The 15,742-nt window shown below is 56.9% G+C and carries 11 protein-coding genes, 1 rRNA gene, 1 pseudogene and 1 other annotated feature; of the genes and pseudogenes, 6 read left to right on the top strand and 7 right to left on the bottom strand.

Going from position 1 to position 15,742, the window contains the following annotated elements; genetic code table 11:
• Positions 1 to 211: 211 nt before the first annotated feature.
• The 3 genes from ACTQ33_RS16390 to ileS form a co-directional block, all read right to left on the bottom strand.
• Positions 212 to 604, bottom strand: coding sequence for an MCP four helix bundle domain-containing protein (locus ACTQ33_RS16390; protein ID WP_441465574.1), 393 nt, complete (start codon positions 602 to 604; stop codon positions 212 to 214).
• A 340-nt stretch (positions 605 to 944) separates the two neighbouring features.
• Complete coding sequence (locus tag ACTQ33_RS16385; protein ID WP_441465573.1) at positions 945 to 1,658, bottom strand: HAD family hydrolase; 714 nt, start codon at positions 1,656 to 1,658, stop codon at positions 945 to 947.
• Positions 1,659 to 1,723: 65 nt separating this feature from the next.
• Positions 1,724 to 4,519 carry an isoleucine--tRNA ligase gene (gene ileS / locus ACTQ33_RS16380; RefSeq protein WP_441465572.1) on the bottom strand — a complete coding sequence of 932 codons (2,796 nt, stop codon included), beginning with the start codon at positions 4,517 to 4,519 and terminating at the stop codon, positions 1,724 to 1,726.
• Between the two features lie 64 nt (positions 4,520 to 4,583).
• Positions 4,584 to 4,825: a binding site (T-box leader), on the bottom strand.
• A gap of 208 nt (positions 4,826 to 5,033) precedes the next feature.
• On the opposite strand from ileS, the pseudogene ACTQ33_RS16375 reads away from it, so the two are divergent.
• Positions 5,034 to 6,434, top strand: a pseudogene (locus ACTQ33_RS16375) ([Fe-Fe] hydrogenase large subunit C-terminal domain-containing protein).
• Between the two features lie 23 nt (positions 6,435 to 6,457).
• Complete coding sequence (locus tag ACTQ33_RS16370) at positions 6,458 to 7,024, top strand: methyl-accepting chemotaxis protein (protein WP_441465575.1); 567 nt, start codon at positions 6,458 to 6,460, stop codon at positions 7,022 to 7,024.
• Between the two features lie 196 nt (positions 7,025 to 7,220).
• Here the strand turns inward: ACTQ33_RS16370 and ACTQ33_RS16365 are convergent, their stop codons facing one another.
• From ACTQ33_RS16365 to yfbR, 4 genes are all read right to left on the bottom strand, one after another.
• Positions 7,221 to 9,362, bottom strand: coding sequence for a bifunctional metallophosphatase/5'-nucleotidase (locus ACTQ33_RS16365; protein ID WP_441465571.1), 2,142 nt, complete (start codon positions 9,360 to 9,362; stop codon positions 7,221 to 7,223).
• Between the two features lie 635 nt (positions 9,363 to 9,997).
• On the bottom strand, positions 9,998 to 11,356 hold the full coding sequence (locus ACTQ33_RS16360; RefSeq protein WP_441465570.1) for a PFL family protein: 1,359 nt from the start codon (positions 11,354 to 11,356) through the stop codon (positions 9,998 to 10,000).
• A gap of 10 nt (positions 11,357 to 11,366) precedes the next feature.
• Positions 11,367 to 11,636 carry an ACT domain-containing protein gene (locus tag ACTQ33_RS16355; RefSeq protein ID WP_441465569.1) on the bottom strand — a complete coding sequence of 90 codons (270 nt, stop codon included), beginning with the start codon at positions 11,634 to 11,636 and terminating at the stop codon, positions 11,367 to 11,369.
• 3 nt (positions 11,637 to 11,639) lie between these two features.
• Positions 11,640 to 12,224: a 5'-deoxynucleotidase gene (gene yfbR, locus ACTQ33_RS16350; RefSeq protein ID WP_441465568.1), complete on the bottom strand. Its 585-nt coding sequence runs from the start codon at positions 12,222 to 12,224 to the stop codon at positions 11,640 to 11,642.
• 98 nt (positions 12,225 to 12,322) lie between these two features.
• Here yfbR and ACTQ33_RS16345 point away from each other — a divergent pair, with 98 nt between their 5' ends.
• From ACTQ33_RS16345 to ACTQ33_RS16330, 4 genes are all read left to right on the top strand, one after another.
• Positions 12,323 to 13,738: a spore germination protein gene (locus ACTQ33_RS16345; protein ID WP_441465567.1), complete on the top strand. Its 1,416-nt coding sequence runs from the start codon at positions 12,323 to 12,325 to the stop codon at positions 13,736 to 13,738.
• A complete protein-coding gene (locus ACTQ33_RS16340) occupies positions 13,735 to 14,229 on the top strand; it encodes a hypothetical protein (protein WP_441465566.1) in 495 nt (164 codons plus the stop codon). The genes ACTQ33_RS16345 and ACTQ33_RS16340 overlap by 4 nt, the downstream gene beginning before the upstream one ends.
• On the top strand, positions 14,219 to 15,220 hold the full coding sequence (locus ACTQ33_RS16335) for a hypothetical protein (RefSeq protein WP_441465565.1): 1,002 nt from the start codon (positions 14,219 to 14,221) through the stop codon (positions 15,218 to 15,220). Before ACTQ33_RS16340 ends, ACTQ33_RS16335 begins: the two co-directional genes overlap by 11 nt.
• A gap of 428 nt (positions 15,221 to 15,648) precedes the next feature.
• Positions 15,649 to 15,742 (top strand): 16S ribosomal RNA (locus ACTQ33_RS16330); the annotation flags it as partial.

The raw sequence follows: 15,742 nt of genomic DNA, 5'->3' as shown, positions 1-15,742 counted from the left end.
CATAAGGCATCCCCCTTTGTTTGGAGTTTGTTTCTCATCAAAAACATTCTACATCATTCAACGGGGTGATGTCTTCTTTTTGTGCACTTTTTCAGTTTTGCTCATTCATAGGAAATAATCATATCTGCCGCTGTGTCAAAGGCGGGAGCATAGGTATTCAAGTAAATATCATAGGCTTGCTCGTTGGCTTCTGTATTTCCAAAGTCCTGGGTCAGCTCCATGATTTGTGCATTGTATTGCGATACACCCTGTAGTTTTTCCCGGATGGCATCGATGGAAGCGGCGTAGTCCGAGTTGGTTGTCTCAATCGTATCCAGAGAAGCATATGCGCCTCCCGGTCGGTATTCATGGCGTCCTGTATTCTCTGATAGTCTTCAGCGTTGTTTGCAATCATGGCGTTGAGCAGATAGCGCCGGACAGAGATCATGTTTCTTCTGGCCAACCCAATTTCCTCTACCACAGGTACAATCTCTTCGGCATATTCTACGCTTTTCTTTGAGATCATATTGATGACAGAAAGGGATGTGATGCCTAAAATCAGCAAAAATAAGAAGATCACTCCGTAAGAAACCAGCAACTTCCATTTCAATTTTAAGTTTTTCAACTGTATCTCTCCTTTATGTTAATATGGGATGAATCATATTCCATTGCGTTACTGCTGAATTTACACCTCTTTATAAAATTTATATAAATGATATAAAATGTATAAAAATACCCTTTTCTTCTTACGGAAAAGGGCGCGATTATCCTGTAATCTAATTCAAAATATAATAAAAGACCAAAACTTGCCACTGCTCAATTGTACAATTTCTGCGCTTCATAGACAAGCCCTTTCTGTAAGTAAAGAGATAAAATCTCCTAAATAATGTCATGGTTTTGCTGACTGTGATACCTATATATCGACAGCATTTGACAAAAATTTAAGGGCATGATGAAAATTATTCCTATACAAAAAGGAAAGAGGACTGTTCCAACCACGACAGCAGCGCCGGTTCGCTCTCCGCCATGACGTCGGGAGCAACGCCGCAGGCAGGTACCGCTGCGCCTTCCCGGTTGAGCCACACCGTGTGCCAGCCGCAGGCGGCAGCGCCGCAGATGTCGGCTCCATAGGAATCGCCCACCATCCACAGCTGCTCTGGACGCAGGCCCGTGGCCGTCATTGCTAATTCAAACAAATAGGGGTCCGGTTTGGGCCGTCCGGCATCACCGGACACAAAGACCAGGTCCTCATTGGCCCACTGTAAGACGCCCAGCTGACGCACTTTTTCCCGCTGACGGATGGATTCCCCGTTGGTTAAGATGCCTACCCGGTGAAATTTCTCTTTGGCCAGGGCCAAAATTGCCTGCATGGTAGGAGAGGGGGTAATGGCACGCTGCTGCACTACATATTCCTTATAAAAGGACCATGCAAAATCATCGTCAATGCGTATGCCGATATCGGCAAAACCTTGGCGGTAACGATAGCGGTACATAGTCTCCTCGGTGATTTCGCCCCGCTGGGCGGCGGGGAAGACTTCGTCGCCCCGGTCTCGGCAGGTACGGAAGGCCTGTCGCCGCTGCTCCTCTGTCAGATGGGGCAGCAGCACGGCACAAGTGCGGTCGAAGGGGTCCGAGCGCAAATAGATGGTGTCATCCAGGTCGAAAAAGATGGCGGTCATGTATAATCTCCTCAATAAAATGCCCGGTGCCAATGGCACCGGGCAAAAATGCGGGGTTGAAACGATTACAGCGTCTCCACCACGGCGGCGCAGCGGGGGCACAGGCCGTCGGCGTGGGTGGAATGGGTGTGCTTCCAGCAGCGGGGGCACTTGACGCCTTCGGCCTCGCGGACCAGGACACGGACACCCTCAATGGGCGTCTCGGCAGCCTGGGCATAAGCTTCGGCGTTGTCGGTGACTTCCACAGTGGACACCAGGAACAGGTCGGCCCACTGGCTGCCAAAACGGTTCTGAGTCTCAGCCAGGTTGCTCTCCACAATGGGCTTGTCGGTGACCAACGTCACGCAGGCTTCGAGAGACTTACCGATCTTCTTCTCGGCACGGGCAGACTCCAGTGCGGCATTGACGCCGGTGCGCAGCTGGCTCAGAACGCTCCAGCGCAGCATGGCAGCATCGGACAGACCGTACTCGGTGAAGGGCTTGTTCATCTCATTGAACACCACATTGCGCTCGTCGTCGCCGGTGCGGTGCTGCATGGCCAGCCAGATTTCGTCGCAGGTGAAGCAGAGGATGGGGGCGAAGATCTTGGTCATGGTGTCGAGAATCAGGTACAGAGCCGTCTGGGCGCTGCGGCGGCTGACGCCGTCCTTCTCATCACAGTACAGGCGGTCCTTGATGATATCCAGATAGAAGTTAGACAGATCAACGACGCAGAAATCGTTGATGGCATGGGTAATGGTCAGGAACTCGTACTCCTTGTAGGCGGCCTCGCACTTCTCGATCAAAGCGTTCAGCTTGGTGATGGCCCAGCGGTCCAGCTCCAGCATGTCCTCGGGCTTGACCAGATTGTTGGGGTCAAAGCCGTCCAGGTTGCCCAGGCAGTACCGGGCGGTGTTGCGGAACTTCAGGTAGTTCTGAGAAAGCTGCTTGAAGATATTGTCGGAGCAGCGGACATCCACATGGTAGTCGGCGGAAGCGGCCCACAGGCGGAGCAAATCGGCGCCGTACTTTTTAAAGATATCGGCGGGGTCCACGCCGTTGCCCAGAGACTTGTGCATGGCCTTGCCCTCGCCGTCCACGGTCCAGCCGTGGGTGACGCACTCCTTGAAGGGCGCGCCCTGGCCCAGAGCGCCGACTGCTGTCAGCAGGGAGGACTGGAACCAGCCGCGGTACTGGTCGAGGCCCTCCAAGTACATGTCGGCGGGCCAGAAGCCCTGGTCCTTCTTCATGGAAGCAAAGTGGGTGGAACCGGAGTCGAACCAGCCGTCCAGGGTGTCTTCCTCCTTGGTGAAGCCATTGGACTTGCCGCAGTGGGGGCAGGTGTAGCCCTGGGGCAGAATGTCGGCAGCCTCCATCTCATACCAGGCGTTGGAGCCCTTCTCGGCAAACAGCTTGGAGACGGCCTCGATGGTGGTATCGTCGCAGACAGGCTTGCCGCAGTCGGCACAGTAGAACACGGGGATGGGCAGGCCCCAGCGGCGCTGACGGCTGATGCACCAGTCGCTGCGCTCACGGATCATGGAGATCATGCGGTCCTTGCCCCAGCCGGGAATCCAGCGGACGTTGTCGGTGGCAGCAACAGCGGCATCCTTGAAAGCGTCCACGGAGCAGAACCACTGCGGTGTGGCACGGAAGATGATGGGGCCTTTGCAGCGCCAGCAGTGGGGGTAGGAGTGGACAATCTCCTCGGCGGCCAGCAGCTTGCCGTCCTTCTTCATGTCCTCGAGAATGACGGGGTTGGATTCCTCGGTCTTCATACCGGCATACTTGCCGGCATAGTCGGTGTGGCGGCCCTGGTCGTCCACAGGCACCACCATGTCCATGCCGTAGCGCAGGCACGTCTGGTAGTCGTCGGCGCCGAAGCCGGGAGCCGTGTGGACGCAGCCCGTACCGGAATCCATGGTGACGTAGTCGGCCAGCACCAGACGGGAGGTCTTGGGCAGGAAGGGATGGTCGGCCAGCATATTCTCGAAGAAGGAACCGGGATGGGTCTCCACGATCTCCCAGCCCTCGATACCGGCAATGCCCATGACCTTTTCGGTCAGGGCCTCGGCCATGACGTAGACCTCGCCGTTGGGGTTCTTGACCAGCGCGTAGCTTTCATCGGGGTGCAGGGCAATGGCCAGGTTGCCGGGCAGGGTCCAGATGGTGGTGGTCCAGATGACGAAGAACAGTTTGCTGTGGTCAAAGCTACCCAGCTTGCCCTGGTCGTCGTGCAGGGGGAACTTGACATAGACGGTGGTACAGGGGTCGTCCTGGTACTCGATCTCGGCCTCAGCCAGAGCCGTCTCGTCCTTGGGGCACCAGTACACGGGCTTCAGGCCCTTGTAGATATAGCCCTTCTTATACATGGCGCCGAAGATCTTCACTTCCTCGGCTTCAAAGCCGGGGTCCATGGTCTTGTAGGGATGCTCCCAGTCGCCGATGACGCCCATACGCTGGAAACCGGCCATCTGAATGTCGATATACTTCTGGGCGTAGTTATGGCAGGCGGTACGGAATTCGGCCACGCTCATCTGCTTGCGATTGAGCTTCTGCTCCTTGATGATGGCGGACTCAATGGGCATACCGTGGTTGTCCCAGCCGGGAATATAGGGGGTGTAGTAGCCCCGCATGGCGTAGGAGCGGGTAATGAAGTCCTTGATGGACTTGTTCAGGGCGTGGCCCATGTGCAGGCCGCCGTTGGAGAAGGGAGGGCCGTCGTGGAGGGAGAACCGGGGCTTGCCCTCGTTCTTCTTCAAAAGCTCGTTGTAGACGTCGATCTTCTTCCAGCGCTCCAGCATTTCCGGCTCGCGGGCGGGAAGACCGGCCCGCATGGGGAAGTCGGTCTTCGGCAGGTTAATGGTCTTGTTGTAGTCCATTGTGATGCTCCTTATCTGAAATTTGGCAATCTGGGCAATAAAAAAACCCTCGCCTCTTAAACAATTAAGAGACAAAGGCAAGAACCTCTGCGGTACCACTCTCGTTGCCGGGGGAAACCCCGACCGCTCACGCCCCACAACCATGGGGACAACGGGATATCGGCCGTCAACCGGCGCGCCTTACTGAGGTTCGGGCGGCATGCTCCCAGGTGATTTTCCACGTTCCTCCGCCGCGGCCTTGCACCCAAAGCGGCCGCTCTCTGAGGACGGGTCAGACCGTGTACTCCTCCTGCTCATCGCAATTACCATATCATATTACTTGTATCATACCCCCAAAGCCCCAACTTGTCAACGAAAAATAAAAAAATAATGGATCATCACCGCAACGATGCCGAAAAAATATCATCCACGAACGGTAATTTTTTATGTAAATTCTTTCCTGTATATTGAAAAAAATACAAACGCCTGTGTATAATAAAACAGTAACAGTGACGGAACCTATGCGGTGACGTTTATGACGTTTATAAAGAAGACAGAAAAGAGAAATCGGGAAAGAAAGGAGATGGAAGAGATGCGAGAGCTGATTTATACAACGGATCGGTGCATCGGCTGCAATCGCTGTATCTCTGCTTGTCCGGTCCTGACCGCGAATCATGTGGTGGAGCTGGGGGAGAATGAGCAGCGAATTCAGGTGGATGCCTCTAAATGTATTGCCTGCGGCTCCTGTCTCGATGCCTGTGAGCATCATGCCCGGGGATTTGAGGACGATCTGGACCAGTTTGTTGCGGACCTGCGGGCAGGACAGCAGATTTCGCTTCTGTACGCTCCGGCGTTGGCAGCCAATTACCCCGGCGAATACAAGCGGATTCTGGGCGCCTTGAAGCAGATGGGCGTTAACCACGTGCTCAGCGTTGGATTCGGCGCTGATATCACAACCTGGGCCTATTTGAACTACATTGAGAAAACCCACATGGAAGGTGGCATTGCGCAGCCCTGCCCGGCGGTGGTCCGGTATATTGAGAGCTTTTTGCCGGAGCTGCTGCCCAAACTGATGCCGGTGCAGAGTCCGCTGCTGTGCGCCGCCATCTATGCCAAAAACTATATGGGTATCCACGATCAATTGGCTTTTCTCGGGCCATGTATCGCAAAAAAATGGAGATCGATGATCCCAATACCCATGGTTATGTGAAGTATAACCTGACATTTGATCACCTGCTCCAGTATCTCCGTCAGAACCGTGTGCAGAGTAACCCGGTGGAGGAGGAGTGGCCCGCGGGTTTGGGCGCGGTGTACCCCATGCCGGGCGGTCTGAAGGAGAACATCCGGTGGTTCTGCGGAGAGCAGGTGTTTGTGCAGCAGAGTGAGGGCGAGAAGGCCGTCTATGAGACGCTGCGCCGATATGCCCAACGGGTCAAGGCAGGCAAACCCCTGCCGCTGCTGCTGGATGTGCTCAACTGTGAGCACGGCTGTATTGACGGTCCCGCGGTGGAGGAAACGAAGCGGGGGAACGACGACATGCTCTATACGGTCCAACAGCGCCGGGCCGCCGGACAGGCCAACGGCAGGGGACCCTGGAGTGCGTGGAGAAGTCGCAAGTCCCGATGGAAGCAGCTGAACCGTGCGTTTGCCAAACTGCGGCCGGAGGATTTCACACGGTGTTATACGGACCGTTCCCGGGAAAATCAGATCTGTCGGCCGGACGGGGCGCGGCTGCGGGAGATCTACGCACAGATGGAAAAAACCACCCCGGCCAGCCAGAAGATCAACTGCGGCGCCTGCGGCTATTCCACCTGTGAGGAAATGGCCACGGCCATTTACAATGGATGCAGTAAGCCCGACGGATGTATCCACTATATCAAGCATCAGGTGGAACAGGAAAAGCATGAAGTGGAGGAGATGTCCAGGGCCGTCGTAGACAAGAACCGCAAAATCGGGGAGATGGTAGCCGACGCCGACGGACAGCTGGCTTTGCTCAGCGGCTCCATCCATGCTATGACGGAGCAGAACACCAACAATGCCAATGAGAGCATCAGCATCACCACAGACATGCAGGAGATTGTGGAATTCAGTGCCAAGCTGACCCAGGTGTTGGGCGAGGTGGACGCACTGTTGAAGCGCCTGGAAGAGAACAACAACGGCATTGAACAGCTGGCCCTGCGGACCCAACTGTTGTCCCTCAACGCTTCCGTGGAGGCGGCCCGGGCTGGAGAGGCCGGAAAGGGTTTCTCTGTCGTGGCCAACGAAGTGCGGTCCCTCAGCGAGGCCAGCAAGCAGACCGCCCAGGAGAGTAACCACAACAAAGATGAAATCAGTCAGACCCTGGAACAGCTGACGGCCGATGTGGGGGTCTTGTGCCGGGTCACCGACAAGGTAAACGAGCGGCTCAATCATCTCACCGCCAACAGCGAGGAGATTTCCGCCGCGGCCCAGGACATTGCCCAGGCCACCCGACAGCTGGGTATCCATTTTGAACAGTTGAATGAAATGAGCCGGGAATCCCAGTGAGAGACCGGAGACAACCTAATACATAGAATATGCATTTTAGAACCGGGCACGCTGCCATGGACAGCGCGCCCGGTTTTGCATTCGGCAACACCGCATCAGTATGTCTGCGGCGCTGTCGGAATAGAGGTTGCGGTATGGAAAATCGGGGCGGGGAATCGACCCCGCCCCGAAGGCGTAAACAGTATATGACAACGGATTAACCGGCGTTGCCGTTGCCAGCGTCGCTGGCCAGATCCACAGTCAGGGTAAGCACGCCGTTCTGCTCCGTGGCCTGCGTACCCAACAGCGTATTGACGGTGTCGGCGGAGATGTAGTAGTTGCCTTCAATATAGAGGGCCGTGATCTCCATGGGCTTACCATCCACCAGGACGGTGGGGGTGGAGTAGGTAATGGCGCTGCCCTCCGAGCGCTCCGGCAGGGCCGAGCCTGTATAGGTACCGCCGCGGGTCAGTACAACGCTGCCGTTCCAGTCGACATTAAAAGCGGCTTTCGTACCCTGGAATGCGGCGGCCAGGTCGCGCAGACGGAAGAAGGTGGTATCGCCCAGGCCGCTGCTGACAGCGCTGGCGGCGGAAAACAGATGGCCGTTGACTACCACATTGTTGGCCTCGTTCAGATTGATGCTCTTGTTATAGGGGACGGCCAGCTTGCCGGAATTGATCTGCTCAATGTAGGCGGCGCGCTGGGGATTGTCCTTTTGCAGGTCCACACCGGTGATCTTCCAGTTGTTGTCCACGGTGGGCTCCAGCGGGTCGTGCTGCCCCAAGTAGACCAGCAGCATGTCGCGGACCGAAGCGGAGGACTCCCACAGCTTTTCACCGGAAATGATGCCCTCATTTTTCAGACCCGTGTAACGGTAGTCGTTGACGCACAGGGTCAGTTCCTGGGTATCGGACAGGGGCTGGCCCTGGAAGGTCACATTTTCAATGCGCTGACCGGCGGGTTTGGACAGATTGACCTCGTAGTTGAGACCGATAAAATGGTCGTGGAGATAGCCGGGCTTGTCCGGATTGAAGGAGATGTTCATGTCGCCGGGCTGCCACTGGTTCCAGCAGGCGGCGGCCCACTCCATGTAGGCTTTCATCTCTGCGCCGGTGACCTTGACCGTGTAGAGCACGTTGGGATATTTGTAGATGTCAAACAGATTGCCATAGTTGAGATCGCCTTGTTTCAGATCGCTGGTGTCCTTGAACAGGGCCACAGCGGTGACATCGGCGCCGGAGTTTTCCAACTGGACGGTGCCAATGAGGTCGATGACGGCGGTATCCTGCAAACGGCCCTCGGGCAGGCCGTTGATCTCATTGACCGGCTGGAAGTTGGCGGCAGCGTGACCCAGCACGTTGTCCTGGATAAAGGAAACGGTCTTGGTCTGGGCGGCTTGGATAGCGGGAACATTCCGCAGACCCTGATCCGGCGCCACATCCTTCATGGACACGGTTTCCACGGTGGCGGCAGTGATCTCCTTGCTGCCGTTGAGGGTCAGATCGTAGCGGACCACCTCGCCGGCATTGTTCTTCGTCTCGCCCACGGGGATGGCGCCGTCATTGTTGATGTAGGTGGTGTGGGTGTGGCCCAGCTGCAATACATCCACTTCGGGGCACTGGTCCAGAATGGTCTGGGCAGCGTCGGCGCCGTCGGTGGAGTATTCAGCGTCCAGACCGGCGTGGGCCGAAACCATGATGATGTCGGCACTGGAACCAATTTCCTCGATGCAGTCGGCCACGGCGTCGGCCATGGATTCAAAAGTCAGATCGGCCACGCCCTGCTTGGTACCGTCCCAACGGGGAATGTTGGGCGTCGTAACGCCGATGATGGCTACATTGACGCCGCCGCGCTCCACGATGGTGTAACCGGCGCCGGTGAGGTAGGAACCGTCAGCGTTCTTGACGTTGGCGGCCAAAACCGGCATCTCGGCCTGGGCCAGAATGGCCTTGAGGTTGTCCACGCCGAAGTTGAATTCATGGTTGCCCAGCACCCAGGCGTCGTACTGCATGTAGTTGAGAGCTGCGGGCACCGGGTGATCGGCGGTATCCTTGGCATAAAGATCGTCCGTCATGATGGTACCCTGAATGGTGTCGCCGGCATCCACCAGAATGGTGTTGGGGTTTTCTGCACGCACCCCATTGACATAGGTGGAAACCCGGGCCAAACCGTCTCCGGTGCTCTCCTTCATATCCTCATAGGAGTAGCCCCAGACGTTGCCATGGGTGTCAGAAGTGCCGATGATGGTCAGATGGACCTCGCCGGTTTCCGCCGCCAGGGCGGTGGTGGAGAGGGACAGCACCAGGGCTGCGCTCAGCACCGCCGACAGAATCCGGTTTCTTCTGTGCTTGCTCATTTTCGTGTCTCCTTTCCCTTGCCGCAAAAACGCGGCAGGCCGTGGTTCAGACTGCTATTGATTATAGCATGGCCGACGGCACATGTCGAGAAAAAATTTGTGCATATAAAATAAAAAAGAGCAAAATTACTTAGGTGTGCTTTTGCAAAGTAAACAAAGAAAAGAAATAGGACTTATGGGGTATTTTGGTTGTGTACAGTAGCGAGCACCGCGTGGATAGCGTCAGCACCAGCATGGCGGTGTCACTGGGAAAGGCGCGCAGTGGGGCTTTCTCATAGTCATCTGCTCTGGAATTCCGGGAGCAGATGAATCTCGACCACATTGTAATAGGGGTGCTTCAGATAGCACTGTACAAAACCGATGAATCGTCCATCAAGCTCAAAGACCTGAAACTGCTCGATTTGAGAAAAGTCGCTGTTAAAATCTTTTTGTTAATAACGCTTATCCCAGCCCCAAATCTTCTCGATATAGAGACGGACAGACTGCGCTTTAAGATTATATATCAAATCGTGATCGTCCGATGTGGCGGAACGAATTTTGTAGTCCATTCTTGGTCCCACCTCTTGCACCTTTAGAAAAAATTAGAGAAAACCGTCTTAATAGGGGTTTTCTCTAATTTCTAAACCGTCGATATTTTAGTTTTTCAGGCTCTGCATGGGGGCGGGAATTTTACCGCCTCTGGCGATGAACTCCGCTGGGGATTCCGGATGCACCGGCATGACCGGGGCGCTGCCCAGCAAACCGCCAAACTCCACCATGTCGCCTACCTTGCTGCCCACAGCGGGAATGAGCCGGACGGCGGTGGTCTTGGTGTTGACCATGCCGATGGCTGCTTCGTCGGCAATGATGGCCGACAGAGTCTCGGAAGTAGTATCGCCGGGGACGGCGATCATGTCGAGGCCCACGGAGCAAACACAGGTCATGGCTTCCAGCTTGTCCAGGGTCAGAGTGCCGCAGGAAGCGGCGGCAATCATGCCCTCATCCTCGCTGACGGGGATGAACGCGCCGGACAGGCCGCCAACGCTGCTGGACGCCATAACGCCGCCCTTTTTCACCGCGTCGTTGAGCAGGGCCAGGGCTGCCGTGGTGCCGTGGGTACCACAGACCTTCAGACCCATGGCCTCCAGAATCCGGGCCACACTGTCGCCGATGGCCGGGGTGGGGGCCAGACTTAGATCCACCACGCCGAACGGTACATTCAACCGGCGGCTGGCCTCCTGGGCCACCAGCTGACCCATACGGGTGATGCGGAAGGCTGTTTTCTTAATAAGCTCGGCCACCTGGTCCAGGGTGTAGCCTCTGGCCTCCTGTAGGGCGTGGGCCACCACGCCGGGACCGGAAACACCCACATTGATGACCGATTCCGGCTCGCCCACGCCGTGGAACGCGCCGGCCATAAAGGGGTTGTCCTCCACGGCGTTGCAGAAGACCACCAGTTTGGCGCAGCCCATGCCGCCCTGGTCGGCGGTGCGGGCCGCCGTGTCTTTAATGATTTGGCCCATCCAGCGGACGGCCTCCATATTGATGCCGGCCTTGGTGGAGCCCACGTTGACGCTGGAGCAGACCAGCTCTGTCGTGGCCAGGGCCTCGGGGATGGACTGGATCAGACGGCGATCACCGCTGGTCATGCCCTTTTGAACCAGGGCGGAAAAACCGCCGATGAAGTTGACGCCCACCGTGTGGGCTGCCCGGTCCATGGCTTGGGCAAAAATCGCAAAGTTCTCCGTCTCACTGGCCCCGCCTACCAAGGCGATGGGGGTGACGGAAATGCGCTTGTTGACAATGGGGATGCCCAGCTCCCGCTCAATGGTCTCGCCGGTGGGGACCAGCTGTTCCGCGTGGCGGCAGATCTTGTCGTAGATCTTCTGGGCGCATTTTTCAGCGTTGGAGTCGGCGCAGTCCAGGAGACTGAGGCCCAACGTAATGGTGCGGATGTCCAGATGCTGGTGGTCGATCATGTCGATGGTCGACATAATATCGTTGTGACTGAGCATGATGACCTCCTTAGACCTTGTGCATGGCATGGAAAATGTCCTCCCGCTGGATGCGGAGGGACAGGCCCATGGACTCACCCTTGCGGGCCAGAACATCGGCGATGGTATCGAAATCGCTGTTGGCCTTGGAGGTGTCGGTGACCATCATCATGGTGAAGAATCCCTCCATAACCGTCTGGGAAATGTCAATAATGTTGATGTTCAGCTGTGCCAGCTGGGTACAGACCTCAGCGATGATGCCGACCCGGTCGGGGCCGACAACGGTGACGATAGCGCGCATAGTTCAAGTTCCTCCTTGTAGTTGATCGAGGGTTTCGGCAAAGGACGGCAGGCAGTGCTCCATAAAATACCGCAGACAGGGCAGGTCCATCTGTTCCAATGCTTCCCGGGTCTGGGCCGCCGCTGTGGCAAATTCCTGATTTCCGGCTTTCAGCTCTTCCACGCATTTGATATAGGCCGACAGTTTATCGGCGGCTTTGACAATTTGCCGCACGGCGTCGTCCGTCTCCAGCAGCAGCGGTTCATATCCGGCCTGGACTTCCGGCGGCAGCATGGACAGTAGCTTTCTGGCGCTGACCTCTTCCACCTGACGATAGGCGGTACGGATATCGTCATTGGCATACTTGATGGGTGTGGGCAGATCGCCGGTGAGAATCTCCGGCGCGTCGTGAAACAGCGCCGCTGTGGCGCATCGGTCCGGATCGGCGTCACCGCCGCACAATTCCCGGTCGATCATGGCCAGACCGTGGGCAAGCACCGCCACCATGTGACTGTGCTCCTGAATGTTCTCCTGGAAGGTATTGCGCATGAGGCCCCAGCGCTGAATGTAGCGCATCCGGGACAACAGGGCAAAAAAGGGAAATGCCATGAAACCCCTCCTCTCGCAGTGATTATACCGCGAAAGGTGGGACGGCGCAATGTATACTTTTGCACCGGCCCGGGCATCCTTACCAGGAGGTGAAACGAATGGAACTGACTGCCGCCGCCATTGAAGCGGCCTTTGGAGAGACCGGGGACTTTGTGGCCCGGGAGGTGGAGGCCGCCGGCTGGCGGCTGCGGCTGTATTTCATCGATGGGCTGGTCACCGGCGGCACCATCTCCGAATACGTTCTGCGGCCCCTGGCCCAGGCGCTGACCGGGGCCACCATGGGACAGTTGGTGGAGCGGGCCGAGCGGGGCGCCGTTTATAACGCTGTCTGCGTTCGGGTCACCGATGGCGCTGACGCCCTTTCAAAGCTGCTCAACGGCTTTGCCCTGGTGCTGTTTCCCGGGGAAAGGACCGCGTTGGCCTTTGAAGCCAAAACCTCCGTCAACCGCAGTACCAGCGCGCCCCAGGTGGAAAACACCGTCAAGGGCGCCAAGGACGCTTTCAATGAAAATATGCGCATCAACACTGGCCTCATCCGCCGCCATATGCGCTCGGAGAAGCTGCGCTTCACCCAGCTGGTGGTGGGGACCCAGACAGCCACCAATGTGTCGGTGGCCTGGGTGGACGGCGTCACGGACCCGGAGTTGATCGACAAGACGGTGGAGCGGCTCAAAAGCCTTGATGTGGATTCCCTGGCCACCACAGCTGCCGCCGAGGAATATCTCACCGGCAACCGCAAGACGGCCTTCCCGCTGCTCCAGTACACGGAGCGTACCGACCGCTTCGTAACGGCTCTGCTGGCGGGCCGGGTGGGCATTCTCATTGACGGCCTGCCCCTGGCCTATTTGGCCCCCGTGAACCTGGGACGGCTGATGGATTCCCCTGAGGACCTGAGCCGCGACTTTGTCAGCGCGTCGGCTCTGCGGATTCTGCGGTACGCAGCCTTACTGGTGACGCTGCTGCTGCCGGGGCTCTATGTGGCTATGGCGGCGTTCCATCAGGAGATGCTGCCCACGGCGTTACTGCGAAGTGTCATTGAAAGCAAACAGAATGTGCCGTTCCCCACTATTATAGAGGTACTGTTTCTGCTGCTGGCCTTTGAGATTCTCCAGGAGGCGGGGTTGCAGCTGCCCCAGTCCATCGGCCAGACTGTGTCCATCATCGGCGGCTTAGTGGTCGGTTCGGCAGCGGTGGAGGCCAAGCTGATCTCCCCGGCGGCACTGATTGCCGTTTCTGTGGCAGGAATCTGCGGTTTTGCGTTGCCGGGGCGGGATTTTGCCGATGCCATCCGTATTTGGCGGCTGGTACTGGCCGTGGCAGCCAGTATTGCGGGACTGTTTGGGTTGACGGCGGCGGTTTTGCTGCTGGTGGCCCGGCTGGCGGGTCTGCAATCCTATGGAGCGGCCTATCTGGCGCCGTTTTCGGCGGCCAGCGGCGGCGGGGCCATTCTGCGCAAACGTCTGGTCACTCGTAATCAGAAACCGGAGGATGCGGGACAGGAGGGCAAACCATGAAAAAGATGGTACTGCTGGCCGTTGCTGTGGCACTGGTAGCAATGGCGGGATGGCTGCCGGTCAAGCCGCGGGATGTGGCCGATCTGTTGCCGGTGGAGGTGCTGGTGTTGTCGGAGCGGGATGGACTATTGTATCTGGACGGCGGCAATGATCTGGCGGGACAGGGCCGGAGCTGGGCCGAGGCCGTGGAAGACCTGATCCAGACGGCCCCCGGCGTGGCCTTTTTCGATACAGTGGCCCATATTGTATTGTGCGGCGACACCTGGACCCATCTGGACCAAGTTTTGAACGACCGGGCCTTGCGGCCCGCCGCCCGGGTTTATCTGGGCCAAGGCAATGTGGAAGCCGACAGTGCGGCGGCGTATTTGGCCACCCACCAGGGCGACAAAACATTGCAGGACCTACAGGCGGCGTGGCTGGAGGAGCGGACTGTGACGCTGCCGCCGTTGACGGAAGCAGACGGGAGGTATCGACTGATCAATGATGGATAGCTATTCACCCCGGCAGCTGTGCGCCCTGTTGGCGGCATCCCTGGCCGCTCCATTGGTGACCGTGTGTTCGGCTGTCAGTTGGCCCTGGGTACTCCTGGGAGCCGCCGCCGCAGCAATTCCCCTCTTCTATATTTATAGAAGCATGGGCCCCACAGCCCTGCCCCAAGGCTTGGGACCGGCGGAGCTGCTGACGACGGCATGGGGGAACATGTTGGGAAAGTGGCTTGCCCTGGTATCCTGGCTATGGCTGGTGCTGGTTTCAGCCTTAGCGGCGTCCATGGCGGTAACAGCCTTCCCCAGGGACAACGCGTTTCCCTTGATTCCCATGGTGCTGCTGATTCTGGCCGCTGTGACATCATCCCAGGGGGCGGCAGCCACCTGTCGCTTTGGCGCGACGCTCTTTCTGGCGGTGGCGCCCATGATTTCTCTGGTGCTGGCATTTGGTACTACCGATGTGGAACTGCGGTCCCTGCGGCCCGACGGGACGGTGGCGGAGAGTTTTGGCCCGTTAACAGTACTGCTGATTCCTGCGGCAGCTTTCTATTTAAGAGATGGGCTGACCCGGCGGAAGACAACGTGGTTTCGGTGGTATCTGCTCATTGCCGGAGCGGGTGTAGCGGTGAGCCTTGTCTGCGTGGGCGCGTTGGGGCTGCCGCTGGCTCAGGCATCGTCCAATGCCTTCTGGCTCATGAGCCGCAGCATCTCTGTGCTGGGCGTCATGGAACGGTTTGAGGTGGTGATCTCTGCCTTACTGTCCATCAGCTTTTGCTGTTTGCTATCCTTTTTGCTGGCAGCGGCCAGACAGGCATTGACCTGTGCGGCGCCCAATGCACCGGCTCATAAGACCGTATGGGGCAGCGCCGCTCTGGCGACAGCATTCCTGTGGCTGGTGCCGTCGGTACCTAACTGGGGATGGATTGTTGGCAATCTGGTGATTCTGGCAATCGTGCCGGCATCTACACTGCTTTTCATCGAATTAAAAAAATCTTGAAAAAAATAAAAAAAGGTGTTGACATTTTGCGTATGGCTTGCTATTATATCTAGGCACCTGACGGGTGCGAGCAAATCGAGCGAAAATCAAGAAAAGATTTCAAAAAACTTTGAAAAAAGTTCTTGACAAACGCTGAACGATCTGCTAAGATATAAGAGTTCCGCACGACGGACGCCGAACGAAAGCGAAGCGGATGAAATCGGGCAAAATGTTCAGAAACGAAAGTTTCGTGTGTACCTTGTAAATTAAACAACGTGAAAACATGACGAAGCACCTTGGACAATGAGTTTGCTGGTTTAGAAAAACCAGCGGATAAATTTTGTTCAAAGTACAAGATTTAGCCAACGAAATTTCTTGAGTAATTGCTAGAGCAAATACTTGATGGAATGATTGATTGAATCGGCTTGAAAAAGTCGTTTTGATACCATTTTATTGAGAGTTTGATCCTGGCTCAGGACGAACGCTGGCGGCGTGCCTAACACATGCAAGTCGAACGAGAATCTGATGACGGAGTTTTCGGAC

Source organism: Candidatus Avoscillospira sp. LCP25S3_F1, assembly GCF_052117125.1.
In the GTDB taxonomy this organism is placed as follows: Bacteria; Bacillota; Clostridia; order Oscillospirales; family Oscillospiraceae; genus Avoscillospira_A.
This window is presented reverse-complemented; position numbering and strand designations above follow the sequence as displayed.